This window comes from Niallia alba (assembly GCF_012933555.1).
In the GTDB taxonomy this organism is placed as follows: Bacteria; Bacillota; Bacilli; order Bacillales; family Cytobacillaceae; genus Niallia; species Niallia alba.
Map to the genome: position 1 here is coordinate 2221105 of NZ_JABBPK010000001.1, position 20571 is coordinate 2241675.

Below are 20571 nucleotides of genomic sequence, written 5' to 3' on the forward strand. Positions count from 1 at the left end.
GAAAAATAGAGAAACGTCTGAAAAAGTGGCGTTCATAAGCAAGATGAAAGCCGAAAAATAGATAAACGCCTGAAAAAATGGTGTTCATAAGCAAGATGAAAGCCAAAAACAGAGAAACACCGAAAATAATGGTCTTCATGTACAAGTTGAACGCCGAAATTAGTACTACAGTTCAATCTTATGCATGTGCCGATTAATCTGATTAAAAGTAGGAAAGAAAAGAGGAGAAACAATGGCAAAGATTATTCAACTGGATGATGCACTTTCGAATAAAATTGCTGCAGGTGAAGTTGTTGAGCGGCCAGCCTCTGTTGTAAAAGAATTAGTGGAAAATAGCATAGATGCCAAAAGTACGTCGATTGAAATATTTATCGAGGAAGCTGGTTTACAAAGCATTCGCATTCTCGATAATGGACAAGGGATTGAGGAAGAGGATGTCTTAACAGCTTTTTCTAGACATGCGACAAGTAAAATCAAGGATGAAAATGACTTATTCCGTATTCGCACTCTTGGATTTAGAGGAGAGGCACTACCGAGTATTGCCTCAGTCTCCCATGTCACTTTAACGACTTCGACAGGAGAACAAGGAACAACAGTTGAGCTGAAAGGTGGCCATTTAGTAAAACAAGAGGGCGCACCCGGAAGAAAAGGAACAGAGATAATCGTCAGCGATTTATTCTTTAATACACCGGCAAGACTGAAATATATGAAGTCGATTCATACAGAGCTTGGCAATATTACCGATATCGTTAACCGACTGGCACTTGCACATCCTAATGTAAGTTTCCGTTTAGTCCATAATGACCGCAAGTTACTTCATACAAATGGTAATGGGGATGTAAGACAGGTTCTTGCGAGCATTTATGGCTTAAATATAGCGAAAAAAATGATTCCTATTTCCGCAAGCACCCTTGATTTTAAATTAAGTGGTTATATGGCACTGCCGGAAATCACTCGTGCGTCACGTAACTACATTTCCACGATGATTAATGGACGGTTTATTAAAAACTATTCCCTTGTTCGCAGCATTCAAGAAGGGTATCACACGTTATTGCCGATTGGCAGATATCCAATTGTTCTTTTAAATGTAGAAATGGATCCAATTTTAGTAGATGTTAATGTCCATCCATCGAAAATGGAAGTTCGCTTCAGTAAAGAACAAGAATTATATGAACTCGTAAGTAATACGATTAAAGCTGCCTTCAAGAAAAAAGAACTTATTCCAGCAGGGCTTATCCGGGAGAAAAAGCCAGCTCCGAAGGAAGAACAAGCAGCTTTTAGCTTTGACACGATAAGAGAACCGGCGATACCATCTATTCCAAAGACCGAACCAACTTTTTCGATTCCAAAAGTAGAGGTAGAAGAAAAATCGACATGGAATCAGCCTGTTGAAGATGCACCAAGTAGTTGGCCGGCTGAGGAAGTAGAGAACAATCCAATGGACAGTGCACCATTCTTTTTAGGCGGAGAGTCGAATACTATCCTTCCACCATTACCAGCCGAGGTAGAAGAGGAAACATGGGAAGAGAAAGAAATAGCCGATGTAGTCGAAGGATCAAGAGTACCGCCACTTTATCCAATTGGTCAAATGCATGGAACGTATATTTTTGCCCAAAATGAAAGAGGGCTGTACATTATCGATCAACACGCTGCCCAAGAACGAATCAAATACGAATTTTTCCGTGAAAAAGTCGGAGAAGTTCATAATGAATTACAAGAAATGCTCATTCCATTAACTTTAGATTATTCGCTAGATGAGTGGATGAAAATAGAAGAAAATAAAGTCGAATTAGAAAAAGTAGGCGTATTTCTCGAACCATTTGGCCAGCAAAGCTACCTAGTTCGCTCTCATCCACAATGGTTCCCAAAAGGCGAAGAAAAAGAAACAATCGAAGAAATGATCGAACAAGTTCTCTCCATGAAAAAAGTAGACATCAAACTATTAAGAGAAGAAGCAGCCATCATGATGAGTTGCAAAGGCTCAATCAAAGCAAACCGTCATTTGCGAAACGACGAAATTCAGAGCCTACTCGACGAACTTCGGACTACATCGGATCCATTTACTTGTCCGCATGGGAGACCGATTATTGTGCATTATTCTACTTATGAGATGGAGAAGATGTTTAAGCGCGTGATGTAGCGGGATTTACAGGGGTTATGAGGGGGTGAAAATGTTCGTTGCCCCCAATTTCCCCCCCAATTTTTTATTCCTCATCTTCTTCATCTCCTTCTAGATACTTTTCTAATCGGTTAACACTTTCCAACTCGTGCTTTTTGGTTATATATAAATATACATCAGAGGTCACGTTAAGTGCTGGGTGTCCAAGTCTCTCACTAACAACCTTAATATCATTACCACTCTCGAGCATCATAATAGCATGTGTATGACGTAAGCCGTGTGGACTAATTTTAGGAAGATCTGTTTTATCAATAATGCTTTTGAGTACTTTGTTGATACCATATGGACCTAGTGGTCTTCCACTCCACGTTGTAATGACATAATCCTGATCAATGTATTTCTCCCCGTATCTCTCTTTATTCTGTTTTTGCCAATCTTTATACGCTGATAAATCTTTAATAAGCTTATCACCTATAGGAATTGTTCGGAAGCTAGAAGACGTCTTAGATTTTATGACTTTTTTATCATTTCTAGACTTCGAAATGACAATAAGTTTTTTTCAAAATTAATGTCCTGCCTTTTTAATGCTAATAGTTCACCTTTTCGAAGACCTGTTCTTAATAAGAAGGATACAATCAAGTAGTGATGAGGCTTGCCTTTTTTGCTGTTCTAATAAAAGTACTGACCTCATCCCTAGTTAAATAATTTCTCTTTTCTATTTCATTATCTTTTTGAACTTTCAGATTTAGAAAATTATTATGTTGCAATAACTCAAGTTCAACAGCTTTATTTATGGCAGTACAGAAAATGGAATGGATGGTTTGTACGGTTGTTTTAGCATATTTTTCACTTAATCGGTTTAAATGTTTTTGATACTCAATCCTGGTTAGCTTGTTCAACTTGTAATTCCCAATGCTAGGTATGATTTGGTTAGCTATATAGATATAGTAGCAGAGCCTAGTACAAATAGATTGAATGTTAATATTGCATACACGAATGTTGTTTCAGATGAGAATGTGAAAAATTTTGTTGCAAGTTTTTATCGTTAAATTTAATGGTATTTTTGGATTCTTCCACTAGGAGGAGTCTTTTTTATGTCCTTTTGAGGAGGTGAAACCATTTTGGAATTAGAACTAACTAAATACTTTCTTACTCAGGGGCCATTTGCGTTATTATTCGTATGGCTCCTTATTTATGTTATGAAGAATAACAAGGAGAGGGAAAATCGTTTGTAGGATCTGCTTGATAAGTTTAGTGATAAGTATGATTTAGTCATTACGAAATTGGATGATATCAAGCAAAAATTAAAGTAAGGGAGAGGTTGGAAGTGGGAGAATTAACAGTTGAAGTATTTATTGCATTAGTGGAGTTGTTTAAGAAAAGTTTAGGATTACCAGTTAGGTATGCTCCTTTAGTTTCTGTTCTTTTGGGGGTACCGGTAGGGATTTTATATTTGGATGTGGACCTGAAAACAGGGATTGTATATGGACTAATCATTGGTTTGTCAGCTTGTGGATTATACAGTGGAGCTAAATCTATAACAAAGTAAGGGATGGCTATGACGGCTATCCTTTTTCTTTTATAAATTTCTTTTATAAAAAATTAAATGGAGTGTGAATGGATAATGGTAAAAGGATTTGATTGTGCAACTAAATTAAATAGTATAACAGCAGCTGGTTTGAGAAAAGAGGGCTTTGAATATGTGGCTCGTTATCTCGGGAATAGTTGGAAGTCTTTTGATAAAGCGGAGACAAAGGCAATTCAAGATGCTGGTTTAAAGCTGATTAGTATTTTTCAGAAAAGTAATAATGGAATTCAATTTTTTAGCAAGGAGCAGGGAATTTCTCATGCGAAAGAAGCTGAGGGTTTTGCAAAAGCAGTTGAACAGCCAGAAGGGACAGCTATTTACTTTGCTGTAGATTTCAATGCTCAGTCTAGTCATATGAGCAAAATTTTAGAGTTTGTGGAAGGTATTAAATCATAATTGAAGGATTATAAGGTTGGGATATATGGTTCCTACAATGTAATGCAAGCGGTGAAAGGAAAAGTTGATTACTATTGGAAAACATATGCATGGAGTCGCGGTCATGTTGCTGATTTTATTCACATGCATCAGTTTGAGAATGATGTCAAAGTTGCAGGAGTAGCGATTGACCGAAATGATATTAAAAAAGAACCTGGTCATTGGGGAGATGTGAAAGTTGTTGTTCCAGAAGAAACTAAAGTAGGTAGTGAAATCGTTACAAAACCATCAGCTCCGAGCAAATGTAAGAAGAATTCTGATGGCATATATACGGTTGTAAGTGGTGATACTCTTTCAGAGATTGCGAATGATTTTAACGTGACTATCAAAGATCTAGCCAGTTGGAACAATATTGAAAATGCAAATTTAATTAAAGCTGGCCAAAAGTTAAAGTTTTCTGTAGATAAAAAAGAAACTGCTGCCAAACCAGCCGCAAGCACAACTAAGAAAGTTACTAAGACATATAAGGTGAAAAGTGGAGATGCATTAAGTAAACTAGCATCTAAATGGGGTACTACAGTTAAACGTCTGCAAGAATTAAACGGCCGAATAAAATTTATGTAGGACAAACATTAAAGTACACACTAAGAAATATCATACAGTTGTAAGTGGAGACAATGTAACTAAGATTGCTAAGAAATATAGTACAACCGTTACAGCAATCAAAAAGTTAAATCCAAGTATTAAAAATATTGATAAAATCTATCCAAAGCAAAAAATCCGCATAAAGTAATGTGGATGGATATAAAATAGTTGTACAGCTTAGGCTCCACACAAAAGCCCTTCTCTTAGGTGAGAGGGGCTTATCCTTTAATTGGGTAAATATTCCGAATTTTATAAAATATAAAGACGGATATTTTCTATCTTATTATTTGTTTACCAGCTACCCCAAATAGATTTGCCGCCGGTATGGCCAGTTTTATCATGTAAATTTTTATGAACTAATTGGAAATTTCCTGATTTCTCATGGTGATGTAATCTAAAGTCATCAGGGAATTTTCCATTTTTTATTTGATTAATCTGCTTTTGATTAAATAATTTAGAATAATTGAAATCAGAAGTCACAGCTTTTTTTACATCACCTTTTATTTGATTCCAAACCGTTGATTTAGACGACTTCCAATATTTAGATGAAACTGTAAAAGATTTACCAGGGAATACGGGGAAAGAATTTTTATTATAGAAAGTTTTAGTCACTGGGTGATATTTATTAGCCATATGACCATTTTTAACCGTTTCATATACCTTCTTACCATTTCCTTTAAAAACTTGAACTTCTACTGTTTTAGTTTTACCATTTGTTTTTATTCTTGTAGTAGGATAGATATTTATAGCTCCACCATAGGGAGGATTATTATTTTTTTCAGCTTCTTCTATTGCAGGCGCTTTATCAGGTGATTCTGAATCAGAATCAAAATCGATAATTGGTTCATCATCAAAATCATCAATATTTTCAGGTTCATCTTCTAAGGTTTCAACTGGTACTGTTTCTAGTTCGTCTATATTGATATCTTCATAAGTCTTTAAATCTGGCTCAAGGTATTCATATTGTTCTTCTGTAACAGGATCGCTTGGATCTTTTGGGTATATATTTATATTTGGTGCAGCGTTAATATTTGCTTCGCTTAATGTACTAAAAATTAATAGAATTGGTAATAATACTGTTGCTATTTTTAAAATATATTTTTTCACAACTCTTCTCCTTTTTAATAAATTGGTATATTATTGTAACAAGTCAGAATATTTACCTAAATTACATAATATATTATTTTTTTACAAAAAATAAACATTTATATGAAAGGAATTTTAAAATTATGAATATTTGGAAATCTGAAGAGAGTAGTTATACTCTAAATAATTTAACAAGTGAAGATATAGATAAAGCAGAAAAGCATTTTCGTGTAAAATTGCCAAAGGCATATATTGATACTTTAAGGGAAAAGAACGGAGGGAATCTATTATATAACGCATTACCAATATCTCTAAATCGTTGGGAAGGTGATAATTATTTATTAATTGAGCACCTATTAGGGATAAAAGAAAATGAGGGTATCATGATGACAGATTATTATGTGAAAGAATGGCAGATAAAACGAAAAAATATTATTTTGTTAAGTGGTGATGGCCATGAATGGCTTGCATTAGATTACAATCATTCAGTGAATCCTAAAGTTATCTATATCGATACAGAGGAAGACAAGATTATAGAATTATATTCATCGTTTGATGAAATGGTAGATAATCTTTTTATTCAAGAAGAAAATGAAAATGATCAAGTTGGCGAAGGTGCAATTATAATTACACTTGAAGAAGCAAGAAAATTAGTAAGAAGTAATGATATTTCTGAAATTAAAAATGGACTTGATGCATTCGAACATTATATATATGAGGACAACATTTTAGCCGAACACCAAGATGATATCATTAGATTGTTAAAACATGATGAGGAGGATGTGGTCGAATACGCTGCACAAAAGGCTTGGAGTGCCATTACAATGGGCTATAATGTGAAAAGAGAATTTATAAATTATGTCATTTCAGATTTTGAAAAAAGACAAGATCAAATATTTAAAACGTTTCTCTATCTTATATCTGAGTATTTAAATGATAATGAAAGATAAAGAAATAGTAAGAATATAAATTTGGTTAATGTAGTTTAAAAGAAGCCCTTCTCAAATGAGTTGGGCTGTTTTTATTTCAAATAATCATCCTCCTCAAATTCGTAAAAGTCATCCACTTTACAATTCAATATTTTCCCCCACTAGTGTTGCATAAATATTGTCGCAATTTTCAGTCTGATTATCCTCCTTGTTTAGAGCCAAAAAGGTAAATACCTATTCAAAGGTGGCTCCATCCATTTGGGTTTTTTTTTACAATTAGACTTGTGCGACAACAACAATTTGCTTATTAAGGGATGGCTTTCCCTTCAATCTTTCGAAGCCAGATATGGGCTGGTTTCCACAATGCAGCCCTTAAATAACGGCTAATTTGTAAGGTTTTTCGCTTACTTCTTGTTTCAAGTTGTACGAGAACATGTAGGCAAAAAACAATCAGTGCGATAAACACTTGGTTTTGAATCGCCCATTCACTTTGACCGTAGAACTTTTTGATGCTGAGATGCTGTTTGATCCATTTAAAGAACAACTCAATTGCCCACCGTGATTTGTACATCTCTGAAATTTCTTCGGCACTCAAATCAAAACGATTGGTAATTAAATGCAGTTCATTTCCTTTTGAATCCATCACTTTTAGAAGACGAAAGTAATTTTCAGCACGGTTTTGAGTCGTACCAATCAACACCATTTGATCTGACAAAACAGCTGAATTCTCGGGTAGTTTAAAATTATAAACTTCCCGTATGACTGCGTTTTTCCGTAGCCTTGAAAGAAAAAAGTAACCATCATCTGTCATTCGGTCAAAGCGCTCGTAATCTAGGTAGCCACGGTCAAACACATACATGCATTCTTTATCATCAACCATGATTTCAAGCTGACCACGATCATGTTCTTTTGCCGTTGTTAAAACAGCCTTTTCAGGATAGGAACTCCCTTTTTCCATAAACACAAGTCTCAAATGCAACTTGACACCCGCTTTTGTTTTGCGGAACTTTGCCCATTTATGATTGGTCAAATTAAGTGGCAATGTGCTTGAATCAATGATTTTTAACGGCATAATAAGCTTTGTATAATGTGTTTTTGCATGAATTTGTGCGACTAAATCAAGGAAAAGCCTTTGAAATAAATCTGGATTTATACCGTTTAATCGGCGTGAGAGCTGAGAAATACTGATTGAATCAAGATCAATGCCTTTTTGTAGTTGGTCGTCGAAAAGACAATCGCTTAGCTCATGCAAACTTTCGACTTCTTGTAGCTGTGCAAAAAGGAGTAATTTTAGAAATGAGTCTGTTTTTAGTTTTTTCGTATAGTAATCTAATTTCAACGTTTTCACGGTTTCTTCAAAAAGTTGAAGATTTATTGGTGAAAACCATTGTCCAAATGAAGTTTTTCGTGTAATCTTGTCCATGTGTTGGTCCTTTTTTAGTGGATTTGGACGGGTTACCACCTGACTTATCCATTATAAAGGACTTTTTCTTTGCACAAAATAATAAAATTGAACATTTTGAGTATTTTTAATAATGAAAATAAATTAATGCAACACTAGTGATTTTCCCCAACAAAAATAATTTAGGCGTTCTTAAGAAAGATCTACCAGCTAGGACATTCGATAGTTGAGTAGATGAAATGTCCAACTTCTTCGCAATAAAGCCTTTCCGTAATCCACTTTCTTCAATGTACTTATCAATATGTACTTTCATCTATAAACACCTCAGTATCAATATTCTGTACAATCTTGTAAAATCCTTTTTAATTTTTATTTAGATATTTTTTAACTTTTATTTTGATAGACAGGCATTAATAGAGATAACTGCCATATAGTATATTAACTACTTAATATTTTGCAAGAAGGTGAGACTCATGGAAATAGTAGGCATTGATCCTGGAAATGAGGAGGTTAAATATGCAAGTAGATTTGGAATAGTTAAGTTTAAAAGTGCTATTGGAGAATACCGTAATAGGCACATAGAAAGTAGTCACGGAAAGGATGATATGATATTCGAATTTAACGGTAGAAAAGGTTTTGCAGGTACTCTGGCGCTTGCTGAATCGGAGTTTGGCGGCTCACTTATGGTAGATAGCAAAGCCCATGAGGATACAAAAATAAGAGTCTTATTAGCATTACATCATCTACCTGGAACAACATATCAGATTGTTGTTGGTCAGCCAATTAAAAAGCATATTCCATAGAAAAAGAACGGATCAAGAACATGTTACTAGGCTCTCACGATCTAACTTTAAACGGAGTGAAAAAGACAATCAAAATAAATCGTGTAGAAGTAGCAGCAGAAGGAGGAGCGGCGTTTTGGAGTAATCCACAAACAGTACTAGTGAGAATAATAGATGCAGGAAGTGCGACAATAAATTGTGCTAGTCTTGTGGACGGAAAGTATATCGATAAAGATTCTTTTACCATTAATTTCGGATGCAATACAACTAAGTCCAATGATTTGTATGCTATGGTTCGCGGGATAGTTGCTCAAACATCTAAAAAATGGAGTCCTAGCGATACGGTGTTAGTAATGGGAGGAGCTGCAGAAAGATAACTAATGTGTAATAAAAAGAGCTTCGATTGCACGAAGCCACAGATCAATTTTTATATGCTAAAAGAATAATCTCTTTCCACTTTACTAATGCGAGTTATGTATTTGGAATACCAATCACTTTTACCTTTTTCTTGAGCTTTTTGGTGAGGCATGTTTTCTTTCCAAGATTTTATAGATTCTAGATTTTCCCAATATGAAACAGTAATGCCGACGCCATCTTGATCTCTAGAACTTTCTACACCTAAGAAGCCTGGTTGTTTAGAAGCAAGTTCAACCATTAAATTAGCAACTTGACCATAACCTTTATCATCTTCTTCTGTTCTTTTAGAAGTGAAAATCACAGCGTAATAGGGTGGTTTTGGTGTGTTTGCAAATGACATAATATCGCCCCCGAATTTTTTATATTAAGAATACTAACATCACTAGTGTTGCATAAATGTTGTTAGAATATTCAGTTTAAATATGTCCCCTGTTAAGAGCCAAAAAAGTAAATACCCAACTAAAGGTGGATCCATCCATTTGGAAATTTTTTTACAATTAGACTTAAGAGACGACGACAATTTGTTTATTAAGGAATGGTTTTTCCTTCAATCTTTCGAAGCCAAATATGTGCTGGTTTCCACAAAGCTGCCCGTAAATATCGGCTAATTTGTAGGGTTTTTCGTTTACTTTTTGTCTCGATTTGTGCGAGAACATGCAGGCAAAAAACAATAAGTGCGATAAACACTTGATTCTGAATTGCCCATTCGCTTTGGCCGTAAAACTTTTTGATATGGAGATGTTGTTTAATCCATTTGAAAAATAACTCAATCGCCCAGCGTGATTTATACATCTTTGAGATTTCTTCAGCACTTAAATCAAAACGATTTGTGATTAAATGAAGCTCATTTCCTTTTGAATCAATCACTTTTAGAAGACGAAAGTAATTTTCGGCACGGTTTTGCGTCGTACCAATCAACACCATTTGATCCGACAAAACAGATGTATTCTCGGGTAGTTTAAAATCGTAAACCTCCCGTATGACTGCGTTTTTTCGCAGCCTAGAAAGGAAAAAGTAGCCGTCATCTGTCATCCGATCAAAGCGTTCGTAGTCTAAGTAACCACGGTCAAACACATACATACATTCCTTGTCATCAACCATTACTTCAAGCTGACCGCGGTCATGTTCTTTGGCCGTTGTCATAATGGCCTTTTCGGGATAGGATATACCTTTTTCCATAAACACAAGGCGTAAGTGCAATTTAACACCCGCTTTTGTTTTGCGGAATTTTGCCCATTTATGATTAGTCAAATTGAGAGGCAATGTGCTTGAATCAATGATTTTTAATGGCATCACAAGTTTCGTGTTGTGCGTTTTGGCATGAATTTGTGAAACTAAATCAAGGAAAAGCTTTTGGAATAAGTCTGGATTCATGCCATTTAAACGGCGTGAGAGTTGGGAAATACTGATAGAATCAAGATCAATGCCCTTTTGCAGTTGATCATCGAAAAGACAATCGCTCAGCGCATGCAGACTTTCGACTTCTTCTAGCTGCGCAAAAAGTAATAATTTTAGAAATGACTCTGTCGTTAGTTTTTTCGTATAGAAATCTAATTTCAACGTTTTCACGTTTTCTTCAAATAATTGAAGATTTATTGGTGAAAACCATTGTCCAAATGAAGTTTTTCGTGTAATCTTGTCCATGCGATAGTCCTTTTTAGTGGATTTGGACGGGTTACCACCTAACTTATCCATTATAAAGGACTTTTTCTTTGCATAAAATGATAAAATTGAACATTTCAAGTATTTTTAATAGTTAAATTAAATTAACGCAACACTAGTGTACTAACATAAATAATTAAATTTAGTAAATGTTTATTTTGTTGTGCAGCTTGAAACTATTGTTCAGTATTTGCTACCGACATTTGTGTCGGAACCAAGAATTGGATTAATATCTTAATATTGCTCTCCTTCCTTTGGGAGGAAGAGCAATATAAGATATTAAAACACTCTTCTAATACTGAACGGAACATTAGGTCCTAAATAGGGAGAAGAAATCTGTGTTCCTGGTGGTCTTGGAGCAATTTGGTAATATTGATTTCCAATCATATAATGATAGGGTGAATATCCTAACAATTGTTGGTTCCATGCTCCATAAGTGGGATTCGGAAAGTTTTGGTATATAGCACCACCATTAAGACCGGTAATTATTGTTCGTTGCATTAACCTATACCTCCATTAATTTTTTGTTTTATTTTATGTTGAATAAATTAAAGAGATGGTTGTCTAGTGATAATTGGGTTATTGCTAAATTGATAACTTATGTGGGATAAGAACATGAAGGGTTATGTAATAGTGGGGATTTTTGGAGCAGTGTTCGGTTTATTCTTATGCGTATTTCTATCTATGATAACACACTTAGCAATTAATATTTAACGATTCAATAACTATTGTGAGGAAGGTTTACTGTGAACTGGGTTGGAGCTAGAAAATCAATGTTAGAAGGTAAAAAAAGGTCTTATTCTTAAATAGAAATCAATTAGTTTCAGTTACACAAGATACTTCATTCAAAGACTTTACATGGGAATATTTAGGGTATATCAGGCTTGCATGCAACGATTTTATTTCTGGGAAAGGCGATAGTGTTATAGGTTCATAAAGTTTTGTTGGTTTAATGAATGCAGATGAAGTAGACGGTACTCTTATAAAATGAATGATTACTTTTTCTCCTAAATAAAAACAAATAATTACTGCTTCTTATGATGTCAAATTAGAAGTGACCCGTTCAAGTAAAACAACAGTTGGTGTCTGATTATCTGATTAGGTCAAGAGACCAAAACCACTTAGTTGTTGCTTATAACCAGGAGCAAGCATATCGTTTAATAATGGAATGTGATGGTTTTGGCCTAATTTACATATTTGGTAATTTAGCTGAATCGGAACATGATGAAAAAGGAGAGCATCTCCTAATCTATACACCGAACGGACAAAAAAGAGTCTATTACAAAGGTAGAGGAAAAGCAGACAGTAAGTAAGAAAGGCATTACTGGTAGTTAATGAACTTTGGAAGGATACCTCCAACAAGTCTTGTACAAAGTTTGAAAAATCATCGGATATAGCTTCTTTGATTACTGCCAGTTTCGCTGCTAATTGTCATAATAAGATCCAATGCGCTTTGCCAATCTTTTAATAAAATGGAGTCAGAATTATGTATTACTATAATTTGTCGTTAGTTTCTATCTTCAACTTAGACACTCTATTCTAATGGAATAATTTGCATTTCTATAATAAACAGAAACAATCTATTTTAAAGAAAAAAGATGTCGCAGTTCGAACCTTTGGTTGAATAGCATTGTTCAATTAATTGCTGAATACCAAATCCAACAAAAGTAAAAGTAAGTAAAATACTAATTAATATTATATATAAAAGTTTATCCTTCACAGTACGTAACCTCCTATATAATAAAAGCCCTCATAAGCCCCAAAATGAACTTGGACAATAAGAGTAATATTTATTATACTGCTTAATGTACCAAGGAGGCTGACATCATGAAACGAATAAAACATTCTAAAGAATTTAAATTACAAGTCATCAAGGAAGCCCAAGACACAGGGAAGAATACCCTTGTAGCTCGCCGGTATGATCTGAATCCCAATATGGTTAGTCGCTGGGTTCGTGAATACAAAGATGGTAAATTTGGTGAAGTAGATGTGGCTGTGCTGCCAGATATAGACTCCAAAGAATTATCCAAAGAAAATGAAAAACTTAAAATGTTATTAGGTGAAAAAGACCTTGAAATAGCGATCCTGAGGGATCTTATAAAAAAGAAAAACCCTCACTTGCTGAAAAGCATGAAGTAGCTAACAAATGGATTCAAAAAGGCTACTCGATTTCAAAGGTGCTTAAAATCATAGGTATTCCTCGATCCACATACTATTATCAAAAGAATTATCGTGTTGAGGAGAAAAAAGTAAGTGAGGGACGTCCAGCACCAGGTTATTCGATCCAAGAGGACGGTCAAAAGATATCAGACGAACAGATTAAAGAATTTCTACTAGAAGAGATTGCCGGTGATTGCTATAACTATGGTTATCGCAAACTCACTAAGGTCTTAAGGCGAAAATACAAACTTAAAATTAACAAGAAAAAAGTATACCGGATTTGTAAAGAATTGGGCATCTTACGCCCACAGCGCCAAAAGAAAGTCTCATACCCTAGGAAACTAGCAAGAAATCGCATTATTACAAGATCTAATCAGCTATGGGAAGCTGACATTAAATATGGCTTTATCGAAGGTGAGGATCGCTTTTTCTTTGTCATGTCCATCATCGATGTTTATGACAGGGGCATCATTACCTATCATATGGGATTAAGCTGCACTGGAGATGATGTCAAACAGACACTGAAAAGGGCATTATTAAAACGCCAACAATATGATGAATTGGAAAAACCTGTAATCCGAACAGACAATGGACCGCAGTTTATTTCCCATACTTTTGAAAAGTTTTGTGAAGATTCCAAAATTGAGCACGAAAGAATTCCACCAAGAACACCAAATATGAATGCTCATATTGAGTCTTTCCATCGCATTTTTGAGGACGATTGCCTATCCAGATGGCAGTTTGAAACCTACACAGAAGCATATCAAGAAGTCATGAATTTTATGGAGTTCTACAACGAGAGACGTATGCATTCTAGTATACTAGATTTGTCACCAAAGGAATTCTATCAAAAACAAGATTCATTGGTGATCAAGGAGGTTCGAGTGTAATGGATGTATTCATTCAAAGCATCAGCTTGATTTGGAGTGGCGGGCATGATAGCCTCGTTCGGCGATGCCAATGTTGTAAAACAGCTGGCTTCTTGGCAGGAGAATCATGCCCGCAGAGGCTCCATGTCAAGCAACATGGCCTTTTTGAAGAATAATGAAAGAAATCTATAAAATAAAAAACTGAGGAAATGAAAGAATAAGAGAGTTATTGTCCAAAATTCGGGGGTTAATCCGAGCCTAACATTCTTGGAGGTTACAGTAAATGGTGATTTATGTCTAAATTTGTAACTTATAAACGGAAAGAAAGGGTGAAAAGAGAAGCTCTTTAAGACTCCTTCCTTTTTCGTTTTTTATATTTTATGATGTCGTCTATGGAAACCCACAATATAAAAAGGCTTAGAAAGATCAAATGTAATCGATCATTAAAGAAACCATTAACTAAAACAATCATATGAATAATAAAATAAAAAACTAGCTTAGAAATTAAGTTTGCTAAATCAGATTTAAACATAATTATCATCGCCTTTAGGATCATTTACTAGTTATACGGTTGGTAATTGAAAAAGTTGCAATTTTTGTGAAGAAAGGAAGGTTAAAAGGAAAATTTATACAACTATTTAAATATTTAATAGTTGTATAGTCTTGTTATTAATTGAGATTTTTTGTTATTAAACCTACTTGTATAATATAATAAAAAATGGAAATAATAACGTTTTTTGGAGAAAGGGGAATTTAGGTATGGATATCTGGAAAGAAGACGAGAGTAGTTATACTTTAAGTCGTTTAACGAACGAAGATATTAATCTAGCAGAAAAGCATTTTAATGTGAAGCTTCCTAAAGCATATATAAATCTTTTAAAGCAAAAAAACGGTGGAGAATTACATTATAATGCATTACCAATATCCCTGGATCGATGGGAAAATGATAACCATATTATAATAGACCACTTATTAGGAATAAAAGAAAATAACGGAATTATGGAAACAGATTATTATGTGAAAGAATGGGAAATCAAAAGGAGAAATATCATTTTATTAAGTGGGGATGGGCATGAATGGCTTGCGTTAGATTACGATAAAACAGAAGAGCCTAAAGTGATATTCATACAAACAGATAATGAGAGGATAATAGAAATATATTCTTCATTTGATAAGATGCTAGAAAATCTCTATCTTCACGAAGAAATAGAGGAAGAAATGCAAGAAGATGATGAGGGAGAAGAAGTGATATCCTATACCTTGGAAGAAGCGAGAAAGTTAGTATTAAGTCAAGAAAAAATAGATGTTCTAACAGGGATAGAGGCATTCAATAACATGCTTTATGATGAAGAAATCTTAGCAGAACAACTTGATAATATCTTAAGATTATTAAAACATTCTGATCAAGAGATAGTTGATGAAGCTGGAATAGCAGCATGGAAGATGATAATTTCTAGTTATGACATTAATAAAGAATATCTAGACAAACTTATAAGCGAATTTGAAAAAAGTGATAATCAATTGTTTAAAACATTTTTAGAACTAATGGGTGATTACATAAAAGAAAATGGGAAGTAAGTTTTCCACAACGTATTAATTTTTTATATAAGAGCGTAATTCATATAAGATAGGCTTCTTTTTTGCCGATAATTGTTTTGTTTTTAGTATTTTACAATAACACTTGTTCAAGAAATTTTCCAATATATAATCTTTCATTCATTAGAAATACCCATCTTACAAAAAATCCATATAGTGTAAAAATTGTATAATAACATCACTTATTGAATCTCTTCTCTATTCTAAACCGTATATTAAAGAAAACTGTCTGGAGCTGTTATTATATGAAAAAGATATTTTTTTCTTTATTAATGTTGTTCGTATTGGTAGGGTGTTTGGATGAAGGGAAAGAGTATGATGGGAAAAAATCAACAGATACTGGATCACTTGAAGAACAAATCATGAATGTAATGGCAGAAAACAAATTAAAGAATCAAGAAATAATTGATTATGACCTAAAAGATGATTTCATTTATGTTATTTTTAAAAATAAACATGAAAGTGGCAACACGCATAATCCTGACTTAGTAATTTTAGAGAATAAAGAAGGAAAGTTAAAATGGGTAGCGGGTCCAGAGGATCGTATGGGTTCTAGTGATACATCTATGATATTTGAAAGAGAGGATATTTCTGTTACCATTACCTTGCCATTTAGAGATAAAACTATTAAAGAAGTAAAAGTGCTGGGAGAATCAGCAAAGGCAGTAACCTATATAGAACATTTTACAGCTAATTTTTCAAGAGAATATAAATATTGGATTACCTACACAAAGGAAAAACCTACGTATGAGGATATTGAAGTGATTACGGAATAGGGAATGATGAACAATATTTATGTAAGAGAGGTGGCAAATGAAAAAAATTTTAATAGGAATTCTGCTTGTTATTTTATATTGTTTTCCTTTTGTTTATTTTTCCATGTATCAGGATTTTGCAAATGGTTCCATGCGTGGCTATGTAGTAATGATTGTGGTGACTGTGTTTCTTGCTTACTTCGGGAAAGCATACAGCCATACACTTTTTCTTATAATTGGTAATCTATTATCTGTCATCATTTCTTTTTATTTTATCAGCGAGATGGCAGGGAACGAAAGATGGGAGGGCTATTTTAAGCCAATATCTCCATATCAATTATTAATTTTGGTTAGTCTGTTGAATTTGATTCCGCAGTTCTTCGCTATTAAGGCAACAAAGAATCACAAAAATAAAGAGATAGACTCCTTAGATTGAGCAGAAGATAATAATTGATTTTGATAGGTAAGGGAGATCCCTGTATTGTAGCCTATTTTTCTAGTAAACTATGGCTCTGATCTGGAGCATGAAAAAATAGATGCTTTAGTGAAAGAATTGTTAATGCCGTATAGAAAACTTTGGAATGATAAAGTCAAAAATATCCCCAGCAGTCCTGATGTAAAGTTAATTATTGACACGTTTGATATAAACAAAGATAAGCATATTGAGAACAAATACTATTTGGAAGAATTTTATCTGTTATCAAAACAGTTCGAAATGTTTAAGAAAGCTTCACAAAGTTGAAGGGGCATCATATTAGTTGCAAGCCGAATCACAGAAGCCATTACTATGTTTATATAAATCAGATAGAATATACAGCTCGTTCATTTGTCACAATTGATAATAAGAAAGTAATACTTATAGATGATGAATCGATAGAAACAAAGAATTAAGGAGAAAAGTGTATAATCTCCCAGAGAAGTATCAGACGATGGAAATATTGCCTGATGAGATAAGTAATTATGAAGAAGGAGAGAAAATGGTTGGAAATTGGATAACTACGATTATACAAGATTCAGAAAACGGTGGATAGGTCTCTGATGGTAATGGTACGTGATTAAACTTTATTAGATTCACCCTCACCTAATGTTAATAAAGTATAGAAGCTTTATTGTACAAGTAAATGGAAGAAGAATGAAAAAAGTTTATAAATCTAGAGGTGGAAATTTTGAATATAATCTCGTTTGGCGAAATAGAAGAAGGCAAAGAATAGATAAAGAGGTCTGCGGCTTATTGTATAATATTTAATAATCAGAAAGATAAAATTGCCATCATGCAAACTAGTGATGGCAAATACTTTCTCCCTGGTGGAGGAATAGAAAACAAGGAGACACACCAAGAGTGTTAAATAAGAGAAGCCTTGGAAGAAATGGGAATGGAAATAGAAATAGGTCCATTCATAGGGAATGCTCGAAGATATTTTTATTCTACAAATGAATATAAATATTATCTTAGTGAAGGATATTTCTATTTATGCAATATGGTAAAACAAATAGGTGAACCAACAGAAGAAGGTCATTTTCTTAAATGGATGGAACCAATTCAAGCAGTAGAAAGTTTATTTCATGATCATCAAAGCTGGGCAATTAATGAAGTATTAGAAATACTTTAAAAATCCATTAACGGGAGCTTGAGTGAAACAGGCGTTCATAAGCAGAATGAACGCCGATATTCTGTGGAGTAAGAGGAAAAGTGGTTTTCATAAGTAAAATGAACGCCAATATTCTGTGGAGTAAGAGGAAAAGTGGGTTTTCATAAGTAAAATGAACGCCAATATTCTGTGGAGTAAGAGGAAAAGTGGGTTTTCATCAGATGAATGAACACCACTATTTCGTAGAGTAAGAGGAAAAGTGGTTTTCATAAGTAAAATGAACGCCAATATTCTGTGGAGTAAGAGGAAAAGTGGTTTTCATCAGATGAATGAACGCCACTATTTCGTAGAGTAAGAGGAAAAGTGGTTTTCATCAGATGAATGAACGTCACTATTTTGTAGAGTAAGAGGAAAAGTGGTTTTCACCAGATGAATGAACGCCACTATTTTGTAGAGTAAGAGGGAAAGTGGTTTTCATCAATAGAATGAACGCCGATATTCTGTGGAGTAAGAGGAAAAGTGGTTTTCATAAGTAAAATGAACGCCAATATTCTGTGGAGTAAGAGGAAAAGTGGTTTTCATCAGATGAATGAACACCACTATTTCGTAGAGTAAGAGGAAAAGTGGTTTTCATCAATAGAATGAACGCCACTATTTCGTAGAGTAAGAGGGAAAGTGGTTTTCATCAGATGAATGAACGCCACTATTTCGTAGAGAAAGAGGAAAAGTGGTTTTCATAAGTAAAATGAACACCACTATTTCGTGGAGTAAGAAGAAAAGTGGTTTTCATCAGATGAATGAACACCACTATTTCGTAGAGTAAGAGGAAAAGTGGTTTTCATCAGATGAATGAACGTCACTATTTTGTAGAGTAAGAGGAAAAGTGGTTTTCACCAGATGAATGAACGCCACTATTTTGTAGAGTAAGAGGGAAAGTGGTTTTCATCAGATGAATGAACGCCACTATCTCATGGAGTAAGAAGAAAGTGGTAGTTGGAGTTGAGAGTCTTTATCCTTGTTCTATTGAATAAATATTTACCACTTATTGCTGATGAAATGAATTCTTTACTTAAGCAAAGCGGATTAACCCCCGAATTTTGGACAATAACTCTCTTATTCTTTCATTTCCTCAGTTTTTTATTTTATAGATTTCTTTCATTATTCTTCAAAAAGGCCATGTTGCTTGACATGGAGCCTCTGCGGGCATGATTCTCCTGCCAAGAAGCCAGCTGTTTTACAACATTGGCATCGCCGAACGAGGCTATCATGCCCGCCACTCCAAATCAAGCTGATGCTTTGAATGAATACATCCATTACACCCGAACCTCCTTGATCACCAATGAATCTTGTTTTTGATAGAATTCCTTTGGTGACAAATCTAGTATACTAGAATGCATACGTCTCTCGTTGTAGAACTCCATAAAATTCATGACTTCTTGATATGCTTCTGTGTAGGTTTCAAACTGCCATCTGGATAGGCAATCGTCCTCAAAAATGCGATGGAAAGACTCAATATGAGCATTCATATTTGGTGTTCTTGGTGGAATTCTTTCGTGCTCAATTTTGGAATCTTCACAAAACTTTTCAAAAGTATGGGAAATAAACTGCGGTCCATTGTCTGTTCGGATTACAGGTTTTTCCAATTCATCATATTGTTGGCGTTTTAATAATGCCCTTTTCAGTGTCTGTTTGACATCATCTCCAGTGCAGCTTAATCCCATATGATAGGTAATGATGCCCCTGTCATAAACATCGATGATGGACATGACAAAGAAAAAGCGATCCTCACCTTCGATAAAGCCATATTTAATGTCAGCTTCCCATAGCTGATTAGATCTTGTAATAATGCGATTTCTTGCTAGTTTCCTAGGGTATGAGACTTTCTTTTGGCGCTGTGGGCGTAAGATGCCCAATTCTTTACAAATCCGGTATACTTTTTTCTTGTTAATTTTAAGTTTGTATTTTCGCCTTAAGACCTTAGTGAGTTTGCGATAACCATAGTTATAGCAATCACCGGCAATCTCTTCTAGTAGAAATTCTTTAATCTGTTCGTCTGATATCTTTTGACCGTCCTCTTGGATCGAATAACCTGGTGCTGGACGTCCCTCACTTACTTTTTTCTCCTCAACACGATAATTCTTTTGATAATAGTATGTGGATCGAGGAATACCTATGATTTTAAGCACCTTTGAAATCGAGTAGCCTTTTTGAATCCATTTGTTAGCTACTTCATGCTTTTCAGCAAGTGAGGGTTTTTCTTTTTTATAAGATCCCTCAGGATCGCTATTTCAAGGTCTTTTTCACCTAATAACATTTTAAGTTTTTCATTTTCTTTGGATAATTCTTTGGAGTCTATATCTGGCAGCACAGCCACATCTACTTCACCAAATTTACCATCTTTGTATTCACGAACCCAGCGACTAACCATATTGGGATTCAGATCATACCGGCGAGCTACAAGGGTATTCTTCCCTGTGTCTTGGGCTTCCTTGATGACTTGTAATTTAAATTCTTTAGAATGTTTTATTCGTTTCATGATGTCAGCCTCCTTGGTACATTAAGCAGTATAATAAATATTACTCTTATTGTCCAAGTTC

General features: G+C 34.4%; 24 protein-coding genes and 3 pseudogenes. 16 read left to right on the forward strand and 11 right to left on the reverse strand.

What is annotated here, in order from left to right:
- Positions 1-232: 232 nt before the first annotated feature.
- A complete protein-coding gene (mutL, locus tag HHU08_RS10525) occupies positions 233-2140 on the forward strand; it encodes a DNA mismatch repair endonuclease MutL (RefSeq protein WP_169188395.1) in 1908 nt (635 codons plus the stop codon).
- Positions 2141-2204: 64 nt separating this feature from the next.
- Here mutL and HHU08_RS25895 read toward each other — a convergent pair whose 3' ends face one another.
- Both HHU08_RS25895 and HHU08_RS10540 read right to left on the reverse strand, forming a co-directional pair.
- Positions 2205-2669: a tyrosine-type recombinase/integrase gene (locus HHU08_RS25895; protein ID WP_101730000.1), complete on the reverse strand. Its 465-nt coding sequence runs from the start codon at positions 2667-2669 to the stop codon at positions 2205-2207.
- A gap of 85 nt (positions 2670-2754) precedes the next feature.
- A complete protein-coding gene (locus HHU08_RS10540) occupies positions 2755-3117 on the reverse strand; it encodes a tyrosine-type recombinase/integrase (protein WP_084668585.1) in 363 nt (120 codons plus the stop codon).
- Positions 3118-3237: 120 nt separating this feature from the next.
- Here HHU08_RS10540 and HHU08_RS10545 point away from each other — a divergent pair.
- The 4 genes and pseudogenes from HHU08_RS10545 (at position 3238) to HHU08_RS10560 (ending at position 4706) form a co-directional block, all read left to right on the forward strand.
- Positions 3238-3432 (forward strand): annotated as a pseudogene (locus tag HHU08_RS10545) (BhlA/UviB family holin-like peptide).
- Positions 3433-3446: 14 nt separating this feature from the next.
- Complete coding sequence (locus tag HHU08_RS10550) at positions 3447-3668, forward strand: hypothetical protein (protein WP_016201220.1); 222 nt, start codon at positions 3447-3449, stop codon at positions 3666-3668.
- Between the two features lie 75 nt (positions 3669-3743).
- Positions 3744-4103, forward strand: a complete 360-nt coding sequence (locus tag HHU08_RS10555; RefSeq protein WP_016201221.1) for a glycoside hydrolase domain-containing protein — start codon at positions 3744-3746, stop codon at positions 4101-4103.
- Positions 4104-4706: a LysM peptidoglycan-binding domain-containing protein gene (locus HHU08_RS10560; protein ID WP_169188396.1), complete on the forward strand. Its 603-nt coding sequence runs from the start codon at positions 4104-4106 to the stop codon at positions 4704-4706.
- 312 nt (positions 4707-5018) lie between these two features.
- On the opposite strand, the gene HHU08_RS25685 is transcribed toward HHU08_RS10560, so the two are convergent.
- Positions 5019-5834: an HNH endonuclease gene (locus HHU08_RS25685; RefSeq protein ID WP_169188397.1), complete on the reverse strand. Its 816-nt coding sequence runs from the start codon at positions 5832-5834 to the stop codon at positions 5019-5021.
- 122 nt (positions 5835-5956) lie between these two features.
- Here HHU08_RS25685 and HHU08_RS10575 point away from each other — a divergent pair, with 122 nt between their 5' ends.
- Positions 5957-6763 (forward strand): SMI1/KNR4 family protein, encoded by an 807-nt coding sequence (locus tag HHU08_RS10575; protein ID WP_101729997.1) that lies wholly within the window; start codon positions 5957-5959, stop codon positions 6761-6763.
- Between the two features lie 286 nt (positions 6764-7049).
- Here HHU08_RS10575 and HHU08_RS10580 read toward each other — a convergent pair whose 3' ends face one another.
- Together HHU08_RS10580 and HHU08_RS10585 are read right to left on the reverse strand one after the other, a co-directional pair.
- Entirely contained in the window at positions 7050-8165 is a 1116-nt protein-coding gene (locus HHU08_RS10580) for an IS4 family transposase (RefSeq protein ID WP_016201461.1), read from the reverse strand.
- 106 nt (positions 8166-8271) lie between these two features.
- Entirely contained in the window at positions 8272-8457 is a 186-nt protein-coding gene (locus HHU08_RS10585) for an XRE family transcriptional regulator (RefSeq protein ID WP_169188398.1), read from the reverse strand.
- 160 nt (positions 8458-8617) lie between these two features.
- Between HHU08_RS10585 and HHU08_RS10590 the strand changes: the two genes are divergently transcribed.
- Both HHU08_RS10590 and HHU08_RS10595 read left to right on the forward strand, forming a co-directional pair.
- Positions 8618-8947, forward strand: a complete 330-nt coding sequence (locus HHU08_RS10590; RefSeq protein ID WP_040342588.1) for a ParM/StbA family protein — start codon at positions 8618-8620, stop codon at positions 8945-8947.
- 20 nt (positions 8948-8967) lie between these two features.
- A complete protein-coding gene (locus HHU08_RS10595) occupies positions 8968-9303 on the forward strand; it encodes a ParM/StbA family protein (RefSeq protein ID WP_169188399.1) in 336 nt (111 codons plus the stop codon).
- A 50-nt stretch (positions 9304-9353) separates the two neighbouring features.
- Here the strand turns inward: HHU08_RS10595 and HHU08_RS10600 are convergent, their stop codons facing one another.
- From HHU08_RS10600 to HHU08_RS10610, 3 genes are all read right to left on the reverse strand, one after another.
- On the reverse strand, positions 9354-9686 hold the full coding sequence (locus tag HHU08_RS10600) for an antibiotic biosynthesis monooxygenase family protein (RefSeq protein ID WP_224428115.1): 333 nt from the start codon (positions 9684-9686) through the stop codon (positions 9354-9356).
- 185 nt (positions 9687-9871) lie between these two features.
- Positions 9872-10987 carry an IS4 family transposase gene (locus tag HHU08_RS10605; protein WP_100525938.1) on the reverse strand — a complete coding sequence of 372 codons (1116 nt, stop codon included), beginning with the start codon at positions 10985-10987 and terminating at the stop codon, positions 9872-9874.
- A gap of 297 nt (positions 10988-11284) precedes the next feature.
- Complete coding sequence (locus tag HHU08_RS10610; protein ID WP_016201227.1) at positions 11285-11506, reverse strand: hypothetical protein; 222 nt, start codon at positions 11504-11506, stop codon at positions 11285-11287.
- A gap of 596 nt (positions 11507-12102) precedes the next feature.
- Between HHU08_RS10610 and HHU08_RS25900 the strand changes: the two are divergent.
- From HHU08_RS25900 to HHU08_RS25910, 8 genes and pseudogenes are all read left to right on the forward strand, one after another.
- A pseudogene (locus HHU08_RS25900) lies at positions 12103-12312 on the forward strand (PBSX family phage terminase large subunit); the annotation flags it as partial.
- Positions 12313-12832: 520 nt separating this feature from the next.
- Positions 12833-13144: a transposase gene (locus HHU08_RS25905; RefSeq protein ID WP_016205489.1), complete on the forward strand. Its 312-nt coding sequence runs from the start codon at positions 12833-12835 to the stop codon at positions 13142-13144.
- A gap of 11 nt (positions 13145-13155) precedes the next feature.
- On the forward strand, positions 13156-14055 hold the full coding sequence (locus HHU08_RS10620) for an IS3 family transposase (RefSeq protein ID WP_040344397.1): 900 nt from the start codon (positions 13156-13158) through the stop codon (positions 14053-14055).
- Between the two features lie 45 nt (positions 14056-14100).
- A complete protein-coding gene (locus tag HHU08_RS25430; RefSeq protein ID WP_263479876.1) occupies positions 14101-14226 on the forward strand; it encodes a hypothetical protein in 126 nt (41 codons plus the stop codon).
- Between the two features lie 567 nt (positions 14227-14793).
- Complete coding sequence (locus HHU08_RS10625; RefSeq protein ID WP_016201230.1) at positions 14794-15612, forward strand: SMI1/KNR4 family protein; 819 nt, start codon at positions 14794-14796, stop codon at positions 15610-15612.
- A 263-nt stretch (positions 15613-15875) separates the two neighbouring features.
- Positions 15876-16406 carry a hypothetical protein gene (locus HHU08_RS10630; protein WP_016201231.1) on the forward strand — a complete coding sequence of 177 codons (531 nt, stop codon included), beginning with the start codon at positions 15876-15878 and terminating at the stop codon, positions 16404-16406.
- A gap of 37 nt (positions 16407-16443) precedes the next feature.
- A complete protein-coding gene (locus HHU08_RS10635) occupies positions 16444-16821 on the forward strand; it encodes a hypothetical protein (RefSeq protein ID WP_101729995.1) in 378 nt (125 codons plus the stop codon).
- A 775-nt stretch (positions 16822-17596) separates the two neighbouring features.
- Positions 17597-17995 (forward strand): annotated as a pseudogene (locus HHU08_RS25910) (NUDIX hydrolase).
- Between the two features lie 1121 nt (positions 17996-19116).
- Here HHU08_RS25910 and HHU08_RS25435 read toward each other — a convergent pair.
- The 3 genes from HHU08_RS25435 to HHU08_RS25915 are packed head-to-tail and all read right to left on the reverse strand — an operon-like array spanning position 19117 to position 20510.
- Positions 19117-19242: a hypothetical protein gene (locus HHU08_RS25435; RefSeq protein ID WP_263479876.1), complete on the reverse strand. Its 126-nt coding sequence runs from the start codon at positions 19240-19242 to the stop codon at positions 19117-19119.
- A 45-nt stretch (positions 19243-19287) separates the two neighbouring features.
- On the reverse strand, positions 19288-20187 hold the full coding sequence (locus tag HHU08_RS10645) for an IS3 family transposase (protein WP_040344397.1): 900 nt from the start codon (positions 20185-20187) through the stop codon (positions 19288-19290).
- A gap of 11 nt (positions 20188-20198) precedes the next feature.
- Entirely contained in the window at positions 20199-20510 is a 312-nt protein-coding gene (locus HHU08_RS25915) for a transposase (protein ID WP_016205489.1), read from the reverse strand.
- Between the last annotated feature and the right edge of the window lie 61 nt (positions 20511-20571).